Source organism: Rhizobium sp. BK181 (genome assembly GCF_014193305.1).
In the GTDB taxonomy this organism is placed as follows: Bacteria; Pseudomonadota; Alphaproteobacteria; order Rhizobiales; family Rhizobiaceae; genus Rhizobium.
Window position 1 is genome coordinate 61879 of record NZ_JACHZA010000009.1, and the last position, 17703, is coordinate 79581.

Below are 17703 nucleotides of genomic sequence, written 5' to 3' on the forward strand. Positions count from 1 at the left end.
CAAGCGGTCGAATGATAAGGGGAGTGTGCTCCAGCCGACCGGAGCAGATCCTACTCGATGCAGGAATCCGCCGAAATTGCCCTTTAGGGAATCCGGGCAATCATCAGTAGTATTTCGGTAGGTGACACTACAGCGGGCAGCTGTTATTGTTTGCCCGCCTTTGGGGGGCGGACAAATGTGTTGGGGCGAAGCACGGGTTCGAACTCAATATACCAGGCTTTGGCTGGCGACGATCTTGTTCGTTGCATTCAACTGCTTTCCCGCCGCCTCCGAAATACTCCCCCCCGTTGCAGGCCGGGCACCACGCATCCTTATTGTCTACCCCTATGACGAGAGGATCGTGGCAACGACCGTTGCCGGAGAAGCACTGCGAAGCCGCCTGATCGAGGCGACGAACAGCAGGATCGACCTGTTTTCCGAGTTCCTGGATCTATCAAGGTTTCCGGAAACCGAGCATGCCAAACGCATGGGAGAGTACCTCGCCAGAAAATACGAAGCTCGTCGCCCCGATGTCGTCGTTGCCCTCGGAAAAGAAGCCGCCATCTTCATAACGGCGAATCGGGACGCGATTGCTCCCGGTGCGAAAATAGTCGCGGCCGGTTTCGGCAGCTCGACTGCAGAAAAGATCGGCCTGCCGCAGGAGGTGATCGGTGCCTTCTCAACCTTCGACATTCTGAAAACCGCGGAGATGGCCCGCCGCCTCCAGCCAGACGCCCGTCACCTCTATATCATCGGCGGATCGGCAGACTTCGACCGGGGATGGCTGGCATCGGCGCGCGCCGCTCTTGGCGAGTTCGCCGCCCGTTATGACACGACATATTTGGAAGATCTGACGATTGACGAGTTTGTCGACCGATCAGCTCACGTGCCAAGGGATAGCATTATCCTTATGCTGACGATCTTCAAGGACAGGACCGGCCGCAATTTCATCCCACGCGAGGCCGTCAGGCAGATCGCAGCGACTGCCAGTGCACCAATCTACGGGCCCTATCAAACCTACGTCGACTATGGTGTTGTCGGAGGCAACACCGTCACATTCGATAGCCTCGGTCAAACCGTTGCCGATCTGGTCCTCAATGCGATTGCCGGCAGACCGGGGCAGGATGTCGACGCACCTCAGACCTATTTTGCCGATGCGCGGCAATTGCAGCGCTGGGGCCTTTCGCTGCAGAACCTGCCAGCCGGCACAATCATAATGCACCAGAAAATGAGCCTCTGGCAGGAGCACTGGCTGGTGGTGACAGCGACATTCGGTGTCGTAACGATGCAGGCAACCGTCATCGCCATTCTGTTGCTGGAGCGGCGCCGTCGTCGTGCAGCAGAGAGCAGGGCCCGCATTCACCTGCTCGAAGCCGTTCACCTGAACCAGTCGGCAACAGCGGGAGCCCTGTCTTCGTCGATCGCCCACGAGCTGAACCAGCCGCTGTCAGCCATTCGCAACAACGCTGAGGCCGCGTCCGAATTGCTCCGGGGGAGGAGCCCGGACCTGCAATTGATCCAGCAGATTCTGGTCGACATCCAGGAAGACGACAAGCGGGCAAGCGACATCATCGGCAGGATGAGGGGGCTTCTGAAAAAGAGAAGCGACATCGATTGGCAGGAGTTCGACCTCAACGACGTTACTTGGAGTGCCATTCAAATCATCCACGGGGAGGCGGAACGGCGAGGGGTCACGTTGAAGGCGACCGAGGCGGCCGACAAGCTCATGGTCCGCGCCGACAAGGTCCACGTGCAGCAGGTCGTCCTCAATCTTGCAGCCAACGCAATGGACGCCATGTCGGAGGTTGCACGGGTGCGAAAGACCTTGACCTTCATAACGGGCGTATCAAATGACAGGGCGGCCCTGTGTGTCGCCGATACCGGCACAGGAATACCAGAAGACTGTCTGCCCAGTATATTTGAGCCTTTCTATACAACCAAGCAGGCAGGGACAGGCCTTGGCCTTTCCATAGCGCGGGCCATTGTTGAGACCTATGGTGGCGCGATATCAGCCTACAACCTGCCTGAGGGTGGCGCGATTTTTCGTATAGACCTGCCTCTGGTCAAGCGGCAGGAGGAACCGGAATGAAACCGATCATCCATATTGTCGATGATGACCAATCCTACCGTATTGCGACCGAGAGGCTGCTTTCGGCTTATGGGCGCACAGTCAGGGGGTACGGGTCCGGAGACGAGTTCCTGGCTTGCGTGGAAGACGGCGCGACGGGCTGTGTTCTGCTTGACCTGCAAATGCCTGGGCTGTCCGGTTTGGAAATTCAACAGCAATTGCGGGACAGGGCGCCGCTGCTTCCGATCGTCTTTCTCACCGGAGAAGGAGATATCAAGGCAAGCGTTGAGGCGATGAAGGCAGGTGCCGAGGATTTTCTGGAGAAACCAGGTTCTGCAGCGGTCCTGCTTGAGACGATCGAGCGTGCGCTCAATCGATCTGAAAAGCGGCGGGCGCAGCGCGAGCATATCAAGGCGCAGCAAATGCGGGTGAAGAGCTTGAGCCTGCGGGAAACCAGCGTTTTCGAGATGATCGTGCGTGGGCAGCTTAACAAGCAGATAGCGTTCGCGCTTGGCATATCTGAGCGAACCGTCAAGGTTCACCGCCACCAGGTGATGGAGAAGCTCGGAGCACGCTCGCTGGCCGACGTAGTGTTGATTGCGGCAAATGCGGGTTTCGTCGACCGCCCTGCGGGAGGTTCAGAGCCATGATCGATGGGTTTTCCCCTTAGGGCAATATCCCCCAACCGCCAACACGCCTACAGTGACCCATCGGATCTCGCGCACTTTCACGTGGAGGGCCTGAGGTGGGAAAGAAGAGCCGTACAGTGGCTGTCGTCGATGATGACGGGAGTCTTCGCCGAAGCGTCGCACGGCTTGTAAATGCTTACGGGTTTTCGGCCGTCGAGTACGCATCGGCTGAGGCCTTTCTCAACAGAGATCCGGAGGCTGCGATTGATTGTCTCGTGTTGGATATCGATCTGGAGGGGATCACCGGTCTCGAATTGCAGTCGAAGTTGGACATGGCTGGTTCAACGCTGCCCGTCATATTTATCACTGCCCTCGAGGACGAGCTCCTGAAGAAGGCCGCCGAGCGGACGCGGTGCATTGCATATTTGCAAAAACCGTTTGCAGGAGCCGCTCTCGTCGCCGCGATCAACAAGGCACTGCAATCGTGATTTTGCAGATAGCACACATGTCGAATGGCGAGTGCCAATGGATCTATCTCAGGCCATGACATGAACATCGATCTAATTGTAGGTCGTGCTGGACGCGCAGCTCCGGTTGCGGTGCTTGCAACATTACTGGCGATCGCCCTTTTGTGGCTGTACGACAGCCCAGGGCTCGGTCGCAACCAACGGAAGTAACCTGGCAGCCGCGTGCTTTGTGGCTAAGCGCGCCAACACGCTCAAGCGTTTGGCGACAATCAAACGCCTTTCGCCGAATACTTTTGTCAAAAGCACGCGCAGCAACCAGATCAGCTATGTCTATGCCGATCCCCGGCTGCAAACGGAACGGACGGCGTGGTTGGAATCGGTGCTCCTTTGGCGGATCTATTGTCCTTGTGGGAAGTCCGCGTCGCCGCGTGGCCGTTTCGCTTCGGGTTTCCCGGACAGTTGGGCGACGATCTCGGGGATTAGTGCAGATCTGAGGGTAACAGACGGTGCACTTAAACACTGCAGTGGCAGTTTGAAGGTGTCGAAGAAGCCGAAAGGCCTTATGAGACTGGCTGTCTCATCGCGTTCAGCTCGATAGCGAACAATTCCCAACGGCCAGAGCTTTCGTTAAACAGGCGCCCATGCTCACACGATTCGAAATTCAAGCCAGTCGGGATGGGACAAATCGTTGGGCCATCGTTGACAGGACGACGGGCTTGGTCGCGGTCGTCGGCGACGTGCGGATCAATTCGCTCGATTGGGAAGAAGCTGACGACCTGGTGGACCTCCTCAACCTCCTCTATCTCGAGCAGAAGTCTGCCATCGTTCACCAGCCGACGGCTGGTCCCCACACTGACAGTGTCCCCGAAGTCGTTCGTGAATGCGATACGAGATAATCTCCCCACGACCGATCGCTCTCGGTGAGCTGCGGAGACAACACACAGTCGCCGATACCTAACATCGCATGACGAGCAACGGCGGTTGCCATGATCCCGTTATGATAGTCGCGACACACGGGTGCCGCTTGTTCATATCAAAATCTGCCCTTCGTCGAACGCGCCTGCAGCCTCATCCTGACGAACGCGTTGAATCGTGCGGGCGGGACGTCGGGCAACGCCGCTGGTCCGCTGCACAGCGTTGGGCCCAAGCACGGTCAAGACCAAAGTGCTGGTCGTGATCATCTGGTGGAGCCGATGACGTGGTGGAACAAACGCGGACGCGTATCGTTTCGCGGACAGGGAGAGGTCACCGGGCGGTACCTGCCGCCAACGTAATCGAGCTTACTGCGAAGTCGGGGGAAGGTTTGCAGCGGAAACGGGATGCACTAGGGTCGACTGGCGCGCGCCTCGAAGGCTCGGTCAAGCCACCTAGGCAGGCCATTGATTCTTTTGCCGATACCTTCGATCGGCCGGGGGTAAACGAGCCATTGCGCTTGCGTCGAGCCTGCTGGACTTGCGAATGAACGACAGAGGTCTAGTTACCCGAAAAACACGCAATTGGAATTCCACATGGCCATCGACCCTTTAAAGCGTAGGCAGACCGAAGATCTGAACCGGAGCGAGGAGCAGTTTCGTCTTCTAGTCGAAGGCGTGACCGACTACGCGATCTATATGCTCGATCCGAATGGTCACGTATCGAGCTGGAATGCAGGGGCTCGCCGCATCAAGGGGTACGAGCCAGAGGAGATCATCGGAAGGCATTTCTCGCAGTTCTACACCGACGAGGACAAGGCCGATGACCTGCCAAGAAGGGCGCTAGAAATCGCCGCATGCGAGGGCCGGTTCGAAAGGGAAGGCTGGCGGGTCAGAAAAGACGGGACGCGCTTCTGGGCGAATGTAATCATCGATGCAATCCTTGCCCAAGATGGCACGCTTATCGGTTTTGCCAAGATCACACGCGACATCACCGAGAAGCGGCAGTCGCAGGAAGCTCTCGAACGAGCACAGCTCGAACTCTTTCAGGCTCAGAAGATGGAAGCCGTAGGCCAGCTCACTGGCGGTGTCGCGCATGATTTCAACAATTTGCTGATGGCCATACTGGGCAGCCTCGAGATCGCGAAGAAACGGGCTCTTGCGGGTCAGGACAATGCCGATCTGATCGAGAACGCCCTCCAAGGGGCGAAGCGCGGTGCCGCCCTGACACAGCGGTTGCTTGCCTTCTCCCGCAAGCAAGAACTCAAGCTCGAGCCTGTGGACGTGTCCGACCTCGTGAAGGGAATGGCCGGCCTGCTTCAGAGGTCGATTGGCCCCTCTATCGAAATCGTCACGAGCTTTCCGCTTGTGCTGCCGAGAGTTCAAGCCGACGGCAACCAATTGGAGACCGCACTCCTGAACCTGGTGGTAAACGCGCGCGACGCCATGCCTCGTGGTGGCGTCATCATGCTCTCGGCCAGAAAGCAGTCGGTTCGCAAAGCTGAGGGGAAAGGTATTCAAGGAGAATTCGTATGCCTGAGCGTGACGGATGACGGCGAGGGGATGGATGCTGAGACCTTGGAGAAGGCGACGGCGCCCTTTTTCACCACCAAGGGAATAGGCAAAGGCACCGGACTGGGTCTGTCGATGGTCCAAGGACTGATGGCTCAGGGCGGAGGTGCGCTCGCTCTGAAGTCGTCCCCTGGAGGAGGAACCACCGCCGAACTATGGGTGCCTCTGGCAGAGGAAGGGGAGGCGATCGAGCCGGACGTGCACCCTGATACTTCCAGCGTGCCTTTACTGCGGGAACTCACCGTGCTTGTCGTCGATGACGATGCGCTTGTCCTGATGAATACCGTCCTGATGCTGGAGGATCTCGGTCATAAGACATTGCAGGCGTATTCTGGCGAGGAGGCGCTTCGGCTCCTGGAACAAGGGCCGCTGCCAGATCTGGTCGTAACCGACCATGCCATGCCCCGAATGACTGGTGGCGAGCTTGCCGCGGAAATAGGCAAACGGCTACCCGGCCTGCCCGTCGTTCTTGCCAGCGGATATGCGGAAATTCCAGGCGGCGTGTCCCGTGATCTGCCCAGACTGGCGAAACCCTTTACACAGAGCCAGTTGGCTGAATCCGTGGCGTCCGCAATCTCGTAATGGAGGCAACGCCAAGCATTGCAGAACCGCACCACGTTTAGCGAGTTCAGGAGAGGCTGCGCTGTCTGTTCAATGGCCATCCTCAACGGCTTTATGACTAAGGTTCCTGGCTCCTCCGCCAGGCGATGATGTCGATCCGAAGATCGCATTGGGGGCATATTTGTGAGCTTCGAACGTTGTTCGGCGAGGGGTTATGCCTGGAGGCACCCAACGTTCCCAAACGGTGTTCATTTCGGCAAATGACCGGAGATCGCGGAGCCAAATATTGGCCTGGATCAGATCTGACTTGTCTGTGCCTTCCGCTGAGAGGAGAGCATCAACGCGTTCAAGAATCTCGGCAGCTTGTGCACCAACGCTGCCTCAGGCGGCGGAGCTGGCGGTCTGGCCGATGATACGGACGGTTTGGATTGGCGACTCCTCCTCGTCGACGGACGAGTGCTCGATAGCCATCGGCCAGTTTCCCGTTTCAATTGGCGCGTCTGCTGGGCGCCGACGGCGCACCTCTTTGCGTTGGGCGAGAGTGGCGCCAGCAGACAAAGCCATGGTTACGGCCGCAACAGGCAGAATGGTTTTCATTGTCGCATCTCGGATTTGCACGTGAAGAACGCGACGCGCCGAGGTTGGTTGCAGCAGTGGTGGGAATGCAGGCGGGTTTTTAGGTGCTAGCTATCACAAAGCCGCGGCCGTACAAGTGTCGTCGACCAGCAGCAGCGATACCGGAACAATAGGACCTTCCTTGACGGTCCTGGTGACGATGTAGGTGAAGTAGCGGGATATGCCAAGTTCCCGGTCGAGAAGCTCATCGATCAGTCGCTGATAGGCATCGATATTTGCCGCGACGATCTTCAGGATATAATCGATACCGCCGCCGACCGACCAGCAACTGACAATTTCCGGGATCTCGCGGATTGCTCGTTCGAACCGATCGAAATCGGCTTGCCGATGGTTTGAAAGCGTCAACTGGACCATGACGTTGCTAATGGGTGCAACCCGGCGCAGCGACAGCTGTGCATGATAGCCGATGATTATGCCAGCCCTCTCCAGCTTTCGTAGGCGCATCCAGCAGGGGGTGGCAGAAAGCCCCGCCTTTTCGGCGAGAGCCAGTTTCGTGATGCGACCGTCGCGCTGGATTGCGTCGAGTATGCGCAGGTCGATCGCATCAAGCTTTATGGGCGAGCTCATCGGGCATTATGGAGCCAAGCGCCCTTCTCTGCTTCCATTTCGGCGATATCCTGGAAACGATCGGCAATGCGCGCGTGGGCTCGTCCGCTGTCGGACGCACCGATCGCGACGATAATCTCGTCCGGTCCCGGCGCATCGGCAATCTGGAAGTTGGCGGTCAGAAAATGGGAGCGCTTGCCGTTCTCGCTCTTGTGCATCATCGGCAAGCTCAGCAGAGCTCCCGGGGCATTGCGGGTGTTGGTAAACTCGAGATAGTTGGTACCACCGATCGCTTCACGGAATGGATTTCCAAAACGGAGCGTGTGGATCATTGCCGAGGCATGTTCGATCTCCCCATGAATGCCAACTGCTGCGGCCTTGCCGCAGGCCTCGATCGCCTCAGGTCGCATCTGTCGTAACAGCCGATCCGTCATCTCGTGGCTGAGCTCGCCGGCAATGCGGATGATTTCCGGCCTCAGATCCTCGACATAGCCGCGGCCAGCCCATGGGTTCCTGATCACCGCCGCCACCACGACAACATTGGCGGGGCGTGGTGCCGCCCTGCCGCCCTCCACCAGCGTTTCTTCCAGGAACGTTGAGATCTTCCGGATGCCGATCGTCATAGATGCGCCAATTCGAATTGTTGAGATTGCGCCCAACATTAGCGCGGCCACCAGCGGGGTCTTCCTCAGTTTGGCGGAAAGATTCGCTGCAGGTTTCATTGAAACCGAGTAGACTTGTCACTCCCGCCTTCGCAAAGAATGGTCAATCTGGAGAGACGAGCTGAGTTGGAACAGAAATCCCGGATATTGTCGCTCCGCGACGTCGCCAGCCAAATCAACAGCGGCGGCGATCTTCAGACCGTGCTGCAGCAACTCATCGCGTCAGCCTGTCGCCATGCCAATTGGGCGCTCGGTTCTATCATGGGCATTGACGCTGCCCATGGTTATGCGCATGTCATCGTGCGCTATGACCCGACGCTGATCGAGCGGCAGCTTCCGGACAAATGGGAGCTGGCGACAAGTCCGTCCTTGATCGCCCTACAGCGCAACGAGCCGGTCTATATTCGCGACGCCCGCGAATCCGTCGAGTTTCCAGGCTATCGCAAGGAGGCCTTCGAGCGTGACTACCGGACGGTGGTCGTCCTGCCGATGAACTGCAAGGACGCCGAGGGCCGTCCGATGGTGCTCAGTGTCATATCCCGCCAGATCACCGAGGTTTGCGAGGATGACCTTGCCTTCCTAAGCGCCATCATTCACATGGGTGCCATTGCCGTCGACCGCGAGCATCGTCTCGAAGCCGAAAAGCGCTCCGCGCAGCGACTGGAGCGCGCGCTGCAGGCGCATACATCACTCCTTGAGCATGTGTTGAGCGACGGGTCGGTCGCACCGCTTTCGGCGATGGTGGGCATGATGCTTTCGAACCCGACGATCGTCGTCGATTTCACGGCCAACCAGGTCATCGCCGGACGCCCGCCAAACGCGCTTTATGATGAGGCGGCATGGCAGGAGGCAGCGTCTACTGTTTTCGCGCGCCCGCTGATGAAGGCGGCGCGGGAGGCGATCGGGCAGGGCACGTCGGATGCGGCGAGCATCTTTCTCGATGACGGTAACCAGCGCTTCAAGATCTCCGCCCGCATCGAGGCGCTGATGGTCGACAACCAGCTCGTCGGGGCGCTGATCATCTTCCCAACCCTGCGTGAGTTCAGCGATCTCGACCATTTGATGCTCGACAGCGCCAAGTTTGCCCTGAGCGTCCAGATGATGCGCAGCTTCATCCGTTTCCGCTTCGAGACCCGCACCCAGACGGAGCTGTTCTTCGAAATTGTCGAGGCACGATGGCGCAATGCCGGTGATGTCGCCCAACGCGCCCAGCGGCTGGGGCTTAATTTCGCGACACCCCAGCAGATGATCGTTGTCGATTTTCCGGAAAAGACGAAGACCTTCGGCGGTGCGTCCATCGACGTCGAGCATACGCTGGCGCGCATCATGCAGCAGGCATCGGTGCAGGCAAACCTGATCGCCATCGATGGCGGTGTCGTCTGCCTCGTGCCCTATGATGCGGGCAAAAGGCAGGAGCGGACCGCAAAACTCACGCGTCGCATCGCCGAAGAACTCGCCCGCTATTTCGACGAAGCGCCGGTTGTCGTGGCGGGGAACCGCTGTGCCGCGCTATCCGATTATCCCCCCGCCTGGGAACGCTGCAGCCGGATGATCCGCATTGGTCGGTCCTTTGGTCTGACCGGTGCGGTTTCGGCACAGGACTTCGGGCCACTGCCGATGCTGGTTGCCGCGTCGGAAGCAGGCGATGTGCGCAGCTTTGTTCATGATAGCGTCGGCCAGATTGCAGAGCATGATCGCGAGAACGGAACTCCCTATCTCCAAACCCTCTCCACCTATCTGCAGGAGGGGTGTCGCAGCCAGGCCTGTGCCGATACGATGGGCCTGCATGTGACGACCCTCCGCTACCGGCTGTCGCGCATCCAGGATCTCTTTGGGGTCGATGTCGAGACACCTGAAAAGCGCTTCGCCATCGAGCTGGCGATCCGGCTCTACGGCGTTATCGACAACCGCGTGGCCACCGAAAAATAGACCCCCTGCGCTTTGCGCAAACACCACACAGCTGTTGCACGCTGTCGCTTTGCGCCGTCCACTCACTTCCTGCGTTTCGCAGGAGAGGCTTTTCATCTGTTCCAGCGAAGCGACGGAAGAACGTCGACGACGGCAACGGTAGCTTCTCCTGAAACCAACGGAGGAGGCGCAACGGAATGGCGGAGACAACGGCAAGGGCGGATGCGCCGATTGACCCGATCGCGTTGCGACGGGCTTTCGGAACCTTCGTGACGGGCGTGACCGTGATCACCACCCGCGACGAAGACGGCACGCCACGTGGCATGACCGCCAATTCCTTCACCTCGGTCTCGCTTGACCCGCCCCTGCTTCTGGTCTGCGTCGCCAAATCCGCCTCCAGCTACCAGGCTTTCACCAATGCTGGCTGCTTCGCAGTCAATATCCTGCATGAGGGCCAGGTCGATGTATCCGGTACCTTTGCATCGAAGTCGCCGGACAAATTCCAGTCGGTCACCCACGATCATATCCATACCGGCGCACCCGTTCTGACCGACAGTCTAACCTGGTTCGATTGCACTACCTACAACACGGTCGATGCTGGAGATCACGCGGTTCTGATCGGGGAGGTTCGTGCGTTCGGTACGAGCCCGACAGCGCCGCTCGGCTTCTGCCGGGGTCGTTATGCGAGCGTCAAGGATCCGCTGCCTGCCGGCTGGCTTGCCTCGCATGGAATGATCATCGGCTATCTGATCGAAGCGGGCGATAGTCTGTTGCTACGCTCCAATGGAAAGGGCGGCTGGGTGCTGCCGTCCGCCCGCCGGCGCAAGGCCGATAGCCAATTGGTGGTCGAAGGTGGTGAGGCTCTTCGCCTCGTGCCGGAAGAGACATTCCTCTATTCCGTCTTCGACGTTGCCGACAGCGATCCCGGCTATCTCGTCTACCGCGCCCGACTGGCAGGCGAGGGGGCTGGCAGCAACCTGTCCGCCGACCTCCGCTTCTTTGCGATCGACGATCTGCCTTACGAGGCGATCGCCACCCATGAACTGCGTTCGATGCTGCGGCGCTTTGTGCGCGAACGGCAGGCCGGACGCTTCGGCATCTACATGGATTCCGACGATGGCGGCCGCATTGCGATGATCGACGGCGAAGCCCGTTCCTGGATCCACGCCTCCCAAGACCAAGGACAATGACATGAAGACAACAGTCGCCTCCATCCAAGGTTCGCGCCAGCGCCTGTTCATCAACGGCGAATTCGTCGCCCCGAAGAACGGCACTTACATCGCAAGCTATGATCCGACGACGGGTCACCCCTGGTACGAATTTGCCGATGCCGAAGCCGACGATGTGGGGGCGGCTGTCGCCGCTGCCAGGGCCGCGTTTTGCAATCCTTCATGGCGGCGCATGACGCAGACTGATCGTGGCGCTCTGGTCCGCCGTCTCGCCGAGCTTGTGGGGGCGAATGCCGACATCCTTGCCGAGATCGAAACGCGCGACAACGGCAAGCTCCTGAAGGAAAGCCGGGCGCAGATGCGTTCGATGCCCGATAGCTATCACTATTTCGCCGGCATGGCCGACAAGCTGCAGGGCGACACGATCCCGATCAACCGCCTCGACACCTTGAATCTCAATCTGCGCGAACCCCTCGGCGTCGTTGGCATGATCACACCGTGGAATTCGCCGCTGATGCTTTTGACCGGCACGCTTGCGCCGTGCCTTGCCATCGGCAACACCGTCGTCATCAAGCCATCAGAGCATGCAAGTGCTTCAACGCTGGCGCTTGCCGAACTGATCCACGAGGCTGGCTTCCCGGCAGGGGTCGTCAACGTCGTGACCGGCACCGGCAAGAGTGCGGGTGAGGCGCTGACCCGTCATCCCGGGGTCTCGAAATATGTCTTTACCGGAAGCACTGCCACTGGTCGTCGCATAGCGGGTAACGCAGCGCAAAACCTCGTTCCATGCTCGATGGAGCTCGGCGGCAAGTCACCACATGTCGTCTTCGGCGACGTCGAGATCGAGCATGCGGTGAACGGCGTTGTTTCCGGTGTCTTTGCCGCCGCGGGCCAGACCTGTGTCGCCGGTTCGCGCTGCTTCGTCGAAGCCAGCATCTACGACAGGTTCATCGATGCGCTTGTAGAGCGCACCCGGCGAATTCAGGTGGGTCTGCCGACGATCGACGATACCGATATCGGTCCCCTGGCGCTCGCCGACCAACTCAAGAAAGTCGAAGGCTACGTGGCATCAGGCCTCAGGGATGGCGCCCGGATCGCTGTCGGTGGCCGGCGCCTGGAGAGGGAAGGGCTTGCACGAGGGGGCTGGTATTTCGAGCCGACCGTGATGGTCGAGGCGCAAAACGACATGGGCTTCATGCGCGACGAGATCTTCGGGCCAGTGGTCGGCGTCATGCCGTTTTGCGACGAGGCGGAGATGATTGCCCTTGCCAATGACAGCACCTACGGCCTCGCGTCCGGCATCTGGACCAAGGATATCGACAGGGCACTGCGCTTTGCCAACCAGATCGAGGCGGGAACGGTCTGGGTGAATACCTACCGTTCGGCTTCCTTCATGTCCGCCAATGGCGGCTTCAAGGAAAGCGGTTATGGGCGGCGTGGCGGCTTTGAGGTCATGCACGAGTTCTCGCGCCTGAAGAACGTCATCATCGACTACTCGGGCGCCATGCAGGATCCCTTCGTCATCCGCCTGAAGTGACCGGTCACCAGAAACTGAACCCCAAGGGGAGGCTAGCAAATGAAATTCGCAGTATCGCTGACCATGGAACGCTTCTCGCCTGGCGTGGCGATGTCGACGACCAGGAACAACCTCCTGCACCTGGCGCGGATGGCAGACGAGGGCGGGTTCGAGGCGCTGTGGACGGCCGAGCACCATACGATCGAATGTACGATCTCTCCCAATCCGTTCCAGACCCTCGTCTGGCTTGCACAGCATACGGAAGAAATCCGCCTCGGTACCTCGACCCTCGTTGCCCCGTACTGGAGCCCGATCCGTCTCGCCGGTGAATCAGCGCTTTGCGATCACCTGACCAACGGCCGGCTGGAATTCGGTATTGCCCGCGGTTCGTACCAGTACGAATTCGACCGGATGGCAGGCGGCATGCCGCAGCAGGAAGGCGTCGCCTACATGAAGGAGATCGTACCCGCGGTTAAAAAGCTTTGGGCCGGCGACTATGCCCATGACGGGCACTACTGGAAATTCCCGACCGCCACTTCGGTCCCGAAGCCGCTGCAGCAGCCGCATCCGCCGATCTGGGTTGCAGCGCGCGATCCGGGAACCTTTGACTGGGCGATCGCCAACGGCGCGAGCATCCTGTCGACGCCGCTTTCATCACCTGCCGCCGAAATCCAGGTCCTGTCCGACAAGTTCCACAAGGCCGTCGCCGATCACCCGGAGGTGCCGCGTCCGCGCTTCATGATGCAGCGCCGCACCTGCGTCTACGACAAGCCCGACGGGTGGGAAACTGCGGTAAAGCACAGCATGGACTATGGCCGCGCCTTCGAGAACCTGATGCAGAATATCGGCAGGGTCCACAATGGCTTTCCAGAAGCGGTGCCCTACGAAGCGGTCAGAGGCAAGGACAACTACAACCCGGACAATATACGAAAAAACCTGATGTTCGGCACGCCGGAAGAGGCCATCGAAAAGCTGCTCGTCTTTGAAGCCGCAGGCGTCGATCAATACTGCCTCGGACTGACCTTCAACCTTCCGTTTGAATTGCAGAAGCGCACGCTTGAGCTGTTCATCAAGGAAATCATGCCCTTCTTCGCCGCGCGAGAGAAGGACATGCAACGCAAGACGGCGGCAGGCTGACATGACAGAGGCTTTGCGCCATACCGTTGGAGATGTGACGCTCAACTACCGGATCGAGGGGCGCGGCGAGCCGCTGGTCTTGATCCATGGCGTCGGGTCCTACCTTGAGGCCTGGTCCGGCGTCGTCGAACGTTTGAAGGACCAGTTCACCATACTGACCTTTGACCTGCGCGGCCATGGCCAGTCCAGCAGGGTCAAAGGTCGCTACGAGATCGATGATTTCGTCAACGAGGCACTGGCGCTCGCCGACAGGGCAGGCTTCGGGACATTCAATCTTGCCGGATTTTCGCTCGGCGGCCTGATAGCCCAGCGTCTTGCCCTGACGAATCTCGGCCGGCTTCGCAAGCTGGTCCTGCTGTCGACCATTGCCGGACGCACGCCGGACGAACGCACGCGGGTGCTTGAGCGGCTGGCAGCCTTGCGGGCCGGAACGCCTGCCGACCATCACAACGCGTCGCTGTCGCGCTGGCTGACGGAGGATTTCCAGGCGATGAACCCGAAGGTGATTGAACGGCTGCAGCTGCGTGACTCCGAAAACGATCCGGAATGCTACGCCGCGGCCTATCGGGTGCTTGCAGAAACCGACTTCGGCGGCTTCCTCGATCAGATCCGCTGCCCGACGCTGATTGCAACCGGCGAGGACGATGCCGGGTCCAATCCGCGCATGGCGCGCTACATGCACGAGCGCATTCCGGGCTCGGCGCTCGCGATCCTGCCTGGCCTGCGCCACTCCATTCTGATCGAAGCACCGGAAATGGTGGCGAACCTGATGCGCGGCTTCTTCAACCGCAAGGACCCGGCCCATGGATGAAACGTTGCGAAAGAGCGGTGAAGCGATCCGCCGAAAGGTTCTCGGCGACGAGTATGTCGATCGAGCAATTGAAAGCGCCGACGGCTTCTCTGCCTCACTTCAGGACGTTCTTAACGAATATTGCTGGGGAAAGGCCTGGACGGATGACGGGCTCGACCTAAAGCAGCGCAGCCTTCTCAATCTCGGCATGCTGGCGGCACTTAATCGCATGCATGAATTCGGCATCCATTTCCGTGGTGCGATCCGCAACGGGTTGAGCGACGACGAGCTTCGCGCGGCGCTTATTCAGATTGCCATTTACTGCGGCATTCCAGCCGGGGTCGAGGCGTTCCGGGTGGCCGGTTCGGCCCGCGACAAGATGCGGCAAAAAGGAGAACTCTGACGTCCATCGACCGAGGTGAGACGGCTTGCCTCTGCTTCACATTGCGGAAAGGCGCAACGGTCTCTCCGCCCCAAGATCGGCTCAGGGTACTGGCCCCCTGCGCCGGGAACGAAGAATGACAACAAAGGGAACCATCGCATGATTAGACTGACGAAGATTACCGCAGCCGCAGCATCGCTTGCGCTTGCCTTTTGTGCCATGCAGGCAAATGCCGGTGCCGTGCTCGACCGCGTCATGGCAGCCAAGGATCTGAAGGTTGCGACCGACGCCAACTGGGCACCGCAATCCTTCATGAACGAGAAGAACGAACTCGATGGCTTTGACATCGATGTTGCCAAGGACATTGGCAGGCGCCTCGGCGTGAAGGTCGAATTCGTCACTCCGGGCTGGGACATCATCACGGCAGGCAACTGGGCGGGCCGCTGGGACATGCATGTCGGTTCGATGACGCCAACCAAGAAGCGTGCCGAGATCTTCGATTTCCCGGCCGTCTACTATTACACCCCAGCTGCCGTTGCCGTGCACAACGACAGCAAGGCGGCCAAGGTTTCGGATCTCGATGGCAAGGTTGTCGGTACCACTGCCACCTCGACCTTCGAAGCCTATGCCAAGGGCGAGCTAACGCTCGATGCCGCCGGCGCGCCGCCCTTCAAGTACGAGTTCAAACCGAAGGACGTGAAGTCCTATGCCAACTCGACAACTGCTTTTGACGACCTGCGTCTTGGTGACGGGACCCGTCTCGATGCCGTCGTCTCTTCGTTGCCAAGCATCCTCGATGCACAGAAGGCCGGCTATCCGATCAAGCGGATCGGTGATCCCGTATTTTACGAGCCGCTCGCCGTCGCGATCGAGCACGGCGACAAGGATTTCAACGACAAGATCGCCGAGGCCGTCAAAGGGATGCAATCCGACGGCACGCTCAGCAAGCTGTCGGTCAAGTGGTACGGCGTCGACTACACGGTAATAAAATAACTGGTGCATCCGACGGTCCGGGAAGCCGGGCCGTCTTTTCCGCCGAAGGGACAGGAAATGCTTTATCCCGATACAGTTGAGTCCGAGATAATCGTCCACAAACCATGGTTCGTTGCGACCTTGTTTGCGTTGGTGCTTGCGGTCTTCCTGATGTTCAACCTCAGCGGCACGACGATGGGGGAATTGATGCGACCCGTCATCGGTGATCCGGTGACAAGTGGTCTCTATGGCCGGTTTGCGATTGCCTTCGTCGTCGCGGTGATGTTTGCATTGAACGTGGTGCTGATCGGCTTTGCACCTCTCAGGGTGCAGATCGCCATCGTCTGGTTCGAGCTGCTGTTGTTGTTCTTGGCCTTCTTCGAAACCTTTCATCTCAGCCTGCCCTTCATTGAGGAGAAGCTGCCGTTCCTGATTACACAGGGGTTGGTGACAACGGTCTATGTCTCGGCTGTATCGATCGTCATTGCTTCGGCCATTGCGATACTGGGCGCCGTCGCCAAGCTTTCCACCAACGGTTTTGCCTATGCAATCGCGAGCTTTTACACCTCCTTCTTTCGCGGTCTGCCGCTTCTGATGCAGGTCTATCTGATCTATCTCGGCCTGCCGCAGCTCGGCTTCGTAATCGATGCGGTTCCGGCCGGCATTCTCGCGCTATCGCTCTGCTACGGCGCCTACATGACCGAGATTTTCCGCTCCGGGATCCAGAGCATTGATCGCGGTCAATGGGAAGCGTCACGCTCGATCGGCTTCGGTTTCGGCATCACGATGCGCAAGATTATCCTGCCGCAGGCTCTTCCTGTCATCATCCCGCCGACAGGCAACCAGTTCATCTCGATGCTGAAGGACAGTTCGCTCGTCTCGGTCATCGGCGTCTGGGAGCTGATGTTCCTTGCCCGCACGCTCGGCCAGAAGACCTTCCAGCACATGGAGATGCTGATCTCCGCCGCCATGCTTTACTGGATCATGTCGATCTGCCTGGAACTCATCCAATCCCGCATCGAGCGCCACTATGCCAGGAGCAAAATCCGATGAATGGCAACAACATCATTGAAGCAAGGAACGTGTCAAAATGGTACGGCAGTTTCCAGGTGCTGACGGATATCAATCTGACGGTCAGCAAGGGCGAACGCATCGTTGTCTGCGGTCCGTCGGGATCGGGAAAATCGACCTTGATCCGTTGCTTCAACCGCCTCGAAGCGCATCAACAGGGCGAAATTACCGTCAATGGCATCACACTGCACGACAGGATGCGCAATGTTGGAGATGTGCGCAAAAATGTCGGCATGGTGTTCCAGCACTTCAATCTATTCCCGCATATGACTGTGCTCATGAACTGCATGGTCGGGCCAATGTGGCTCAAGGGCGAATCCGAGGCAAAGGCACGCAAGACGGCGATCGAGTTTCTGGAACGGGTCCGTATTCCCGAGCAGGCAAACAAGTTCCCGATCCAGCTGTCTGGCGGTCAGCAGCAGCGAGTGGCGATCGCCCGTTCACTTTGCATGCAGCCGGCCGTCATGCTGTTCGACGAGCCGACCTCGGCGCTTGATCCGGAGATGGTGTCGGAGGTGCTGGATACCATGACCAGTCTCGCCAGGGACGGCATGACCATGGTCTGCGTCACTCATGAGATGGGATTTGCCCGTGCTGTCGCTGACCGGGTTATCTTCATGAATTCTGGCCAGATCGTCGAAGAGGGAAATCCGGACGACTTCTTCACAAATCCGCGGCATGAGCGGTTAAAGCTGTTCCTGCGCCAGATCCTTAAGCACTGAATGGG

Annotated in this window: 18 protein-coding genes; 14 read left to right on the top strand and 4 right to left on the bottom strand. The window is 59.1% G+C overall.

Going from position 1 to position 17703, the window contains the following annotated elements; translation table 11 throughout:
* The first annotated feature begins 175 nt into the window (after nt 1-175).
* The 5 genes from FHT77_RS19825 (at nt 176) to FHT77_RS19845 (ending at nt 6208) form a co-directional block, all read left to right on the top strand.
* Nucleotides 176-2068 (top strand): sensor histidine kinase, encoded by a 1893-nt coding sequence (locus FHT77_RS19825; RefSeq protein WP_183756625.1) that lies wholly within the window; start codon nt 176-178, stop codon nt 2066-2068.
* A complete protein-coding gene (locus FHT77_RS19830) occupies nt 2065-2697 on the top strand; it encodes a response regulator transcription factor (RefSeq protein WP_183756626.1) in 633 nt (210 codons plus the stop codon). The genes FHT77_RS19825 and FHT77_RS19830 overlap by 4 nt, the downstream gene beginning before the upstream one ends.
* Nucleotides 2698-2792: 95 nt before the next feature.
* Nucleotides 2793-3164, top strand: a complete 372-nt coding sequence (locus tag FHT77_RS19835; protein ID WP_183756627.1) for a response regulator transcription factor — start codon at nt 2793-2795, stop codon at nt 3162-3164.
* A gap of 695 nt (nt 3165-3859) precedes the next feature.
* Nucleotides 3860-4039, top strand: a complete 180-nt coding sequence (locus FHT77_RS19840) for a hypothetical protein (RefSeq protein ID WP_183756628.1) — start codon at nt 3860-3862, stop codon at nt 4037-4039.
* Nucleotides 4040-4651: 612 nt separating this feature from the next.
* Nucleotides 4652-6208 carry a PAS domain S-box protein gene (locus FHT77_RS19845; RefSeq protein ID WP_183756629.1) on the top strand — a complete coding sequence of 519 codons (1557 nt, stop codon included), beginning with the start codon at nt 4652-4654 and terminating at the stop codon, nt 6206-6208.
* Nucleotides 6209-6277: 69 nt separating this feature from the next.
* On the opposite strand, the gene FHT77_RS31420 is transcribed toward FHT77_RS19845, so the two are convergent.
* The 4 genes from FHT77_RS31420 to FHT77_RS19860 all read right to left on the bottom strand — a co-directional run bounded on the left by FHT77_RS31420 (nt 6278) and on the right by FHT77_RS19860 (nt 7992).
* Nucleotides 6278-6541, bottom strand: coding sequence for a Rid family hydrolase (locus FHT77_RS31420; RefSeq protein ID WP_312859764.1), 264 nt, complete (start codon nt 6539-6541; stop codon nt 6278-6280).
* 27 nt (nt 6542-6568) lie between these two features.
* A complete protein-coding gene (locus FHT77_RS31425; protein WP_246719950.1) occupies nt 6569-6784 on the bottom strand; it encodes a hypothetical protein in 216 nt (71 codons plus the stop codon).
* Between the two features lie 93 nt (nt 6785-6877).
* On the bottom strand, nt 6878-7378 hold the full coding sequence (locus FHT77_RS19855; protein WP_183756743.1) for an Lrp/AsnC family transcriptional regulator: 501 nt from the start codon (nt 7376-7378) through the stop codon (nt 6878-6880).
* Nucleotides 7379-7386: 8 nt separating this feature from the next.
* Complete coding sequence (locus tag FHT77_RS19860; RefSeq protein WP_183756630.1) at nt 7387-7992, bottom strand: amino acid synthesis family protein; 606 nt, start codon at nt 7990-7992, stop codon at nt 7387-7389.
* 165 nt (nt 7993-8157) lie between these two features.
* Here FHT77_RS19860 and FHT77_RS19865 point away from each other — a divergent pair, with 165 nt between their 5' ends.
* The 9 genes from FHT77_RS19865 to FHT77_RS19905 all read left to right on the top strand — a co-directional run bounded on the left by FHT77_RS19865 (nt 8158) and on the right by FHT77_RS19905 (nt 17698).
* Nucleotides 8158-9960 (top strand): helix-turn-helix domain-containing protein, encoded by a 1803-nt coding sequence (locus FHT77_RS19865; RefSeq protein WP_183756631.1) that lies wholly within the window; start codon nt 8158-8160, stop codon nt 9958-9960.
* 176 nt (nt 9961-10136) lie between these two features.
* A complete protein-coding gene (locus tag FHT77_RS19870) occupies nt 10137-11129 on the top strand; it encodes a flavin reductase (RefSeq protein ID WP_183756632.1) in 993 nt (330 codons plus the stop codon).
* A 1-nt stretch (nt 11130) separates the two neighbouring features.
* The gene (locus tag FHT77_RS19875; RefSeq protein WP_183756633.1) at nt 11131-12645 is read left to right on the top strand and encodes an aldehyde dehydrogenase; all 1515 of its coding nucleotides are present in this window, start codon (nt 11131-11133) and stop codon (nt 12643-12645) included.
* A 39-nt stretch (nt 12646-12684) separates the two neighbouring features.
* Entirely contained in the window at nt 12685-13761 is a 1077-nt protein-coding gene (locus FHT77_RS19880; protein WP_183756634.1) for an LLM class flavin-dependent oxidoreductase, read from the top strand.
* Between the two features lies 1 nt (nt 13762).
* On the top strand, nt 13763-14572 hold the full coding sequence (locus tag FHT77_RS19885) for an alpha/beta fold hydrolase (protein WP_183756635.1): 810 nt from the start codon (nt 13763-13765) through the stop codon (nt 14570-14572).
* Nucleotides 14565-14954, top strand: coding sequence for a carboxymuconolactone decarboxylase family protein (locus FHT77_RS19890; protein WP_183756636.1), 390 nt, complete (start codon nt 14565-14567; stop codon nt 14952-14954). Before FHT77_RS19885 ends, FHT77_RS19890 begins: the two co-directional genes overlap by 8 nt.
* 138 nt (nt 14955-15092) lie before the next feature.
* Nucleotides 15093-15926: a transporter substrate-binding domain-containing protein gene (locus FHT77_RS19895; RefSeq protein WP_183756637.1), complete on the top strand. Its 834-nt coding sequence runs from the start codon at nt 15093-15095 to the stop codon at nt 15924-15926.
* Between the two features lie 57 nt (nt 15927-15983).
* Nucleotides 15984-16958 (top strand): amino acid ABC transporter permease, encoded by a 975-nt coding sequence (locus FHT77_RS19900; RefSeq protein ID WP_183756638.1) that lies wholly within the window; start codon nt 15984-15986, stop codon nt 16956-16958.
* The gene (locus FHT77_RS19905; protein ID WP_183756639.1) at nt 16955-17698 is read left to right on the top strand and encodes an amino acid ABC transporter ATP-binding protein; all 744 of its coding nucleotides are present in this window, start codon (nt 16955-16957) and stop codon (nt 17696-17698) included. The genes FHT77_RS19900 and FHT77_RS19905 overlap by 4 nt, the downstream gene beginning before the upstream one ends.
* Nucleotides 17699-17703: the final 5 nt, after the last annotated feature.

Coding starts and splice junctions, on each gene's coding strand:
- FHT77_RS19830 (WP_183756626.1), top strand. CDS start 2,065: ATGAAACCGATCATCCATATTGTCGATGATGACCAATCCTACCGTATT.
- FHT77_RS19905 (WP_183756639.1), top strand. CDS start 16,955: ATGAATGGCAACAACATCATTGAAGCAAGGAACGTGTCAAAATGGTAC.
- FHT77_RS19895 (WP_183756637.1), top strand. CDS start 15,093: ATGATTAGACTGACGAAGATTACCGCAGCCGCAGCATCGCTTGCGCTT.
- FHT77_RS19875 (WP_183756633.1), top strand. CDS start 11,131: ATGAAGACAACAGTCGCCTCCATCCAAGGTTCGCGCCAGCGCCTGTTC.
- FHT77_RS31425 (WP_246719950.1), bottom strand. CDS start 6,784: ATGAAAACCATTCTGCCTGTTGCGGCCGTAACCATGGCTTTGTCTGCT.
- FHT77_RS19825 (WP_183756625.1), top strand. CDS start 176: ATGTGTTGGGGCGAAGCACGGGTTCGAACTCAATATACCAGGCTTTGG.
- FHT77_RS19900 (WP_183756638.1), top strand. CDS start 15,984: ATGCTTTATCCCGATACAGTTGAGTCCGAGATAATCGTCCACAAACCA.
- FHT77_RS19860 (WP_183756630.1), bottom strand. CDS start 7,992: ATGACGATCGGCATCCGGAAGATCTCAACGTTCCTGGAAGAAACGCTG.
- FHT77_RS19885 (WP_183756635.1), top strand. CDS start 13,763: ATGACAGAGGCTTTGCGCCATACCGTTGGAGATGTGACGCTCAACTAC.
- FHT77_RS19890 (WP_183756636.1), top strand. CDS start 14,565: ATGGATGAAACGTTGCGAAAGAGCGGTGAAGCGATCCGCCGAAAGGTT.
- FHT77_RS19870 (WP_183756632.1), top strand. CDS start 10,137: ATGGCGGAGACAACGGCAAGGGCGGATGCGCCGATTGACCCGATCGCG.
- FHT77_RS19845 (WP_183756629.1), top strand. CDS start 4,652: ATGGCCATCGACCCTTTAAAGCGTAGGCAGACCGAAGATCTGAACCGG.
- FHT77_RS19880 (WP_183756634.1), top strand. CDS start 12,685: ATGAAATTCGCAGTATCGCTGACCATGGAACGCTTCTCGCCTGGCGTG.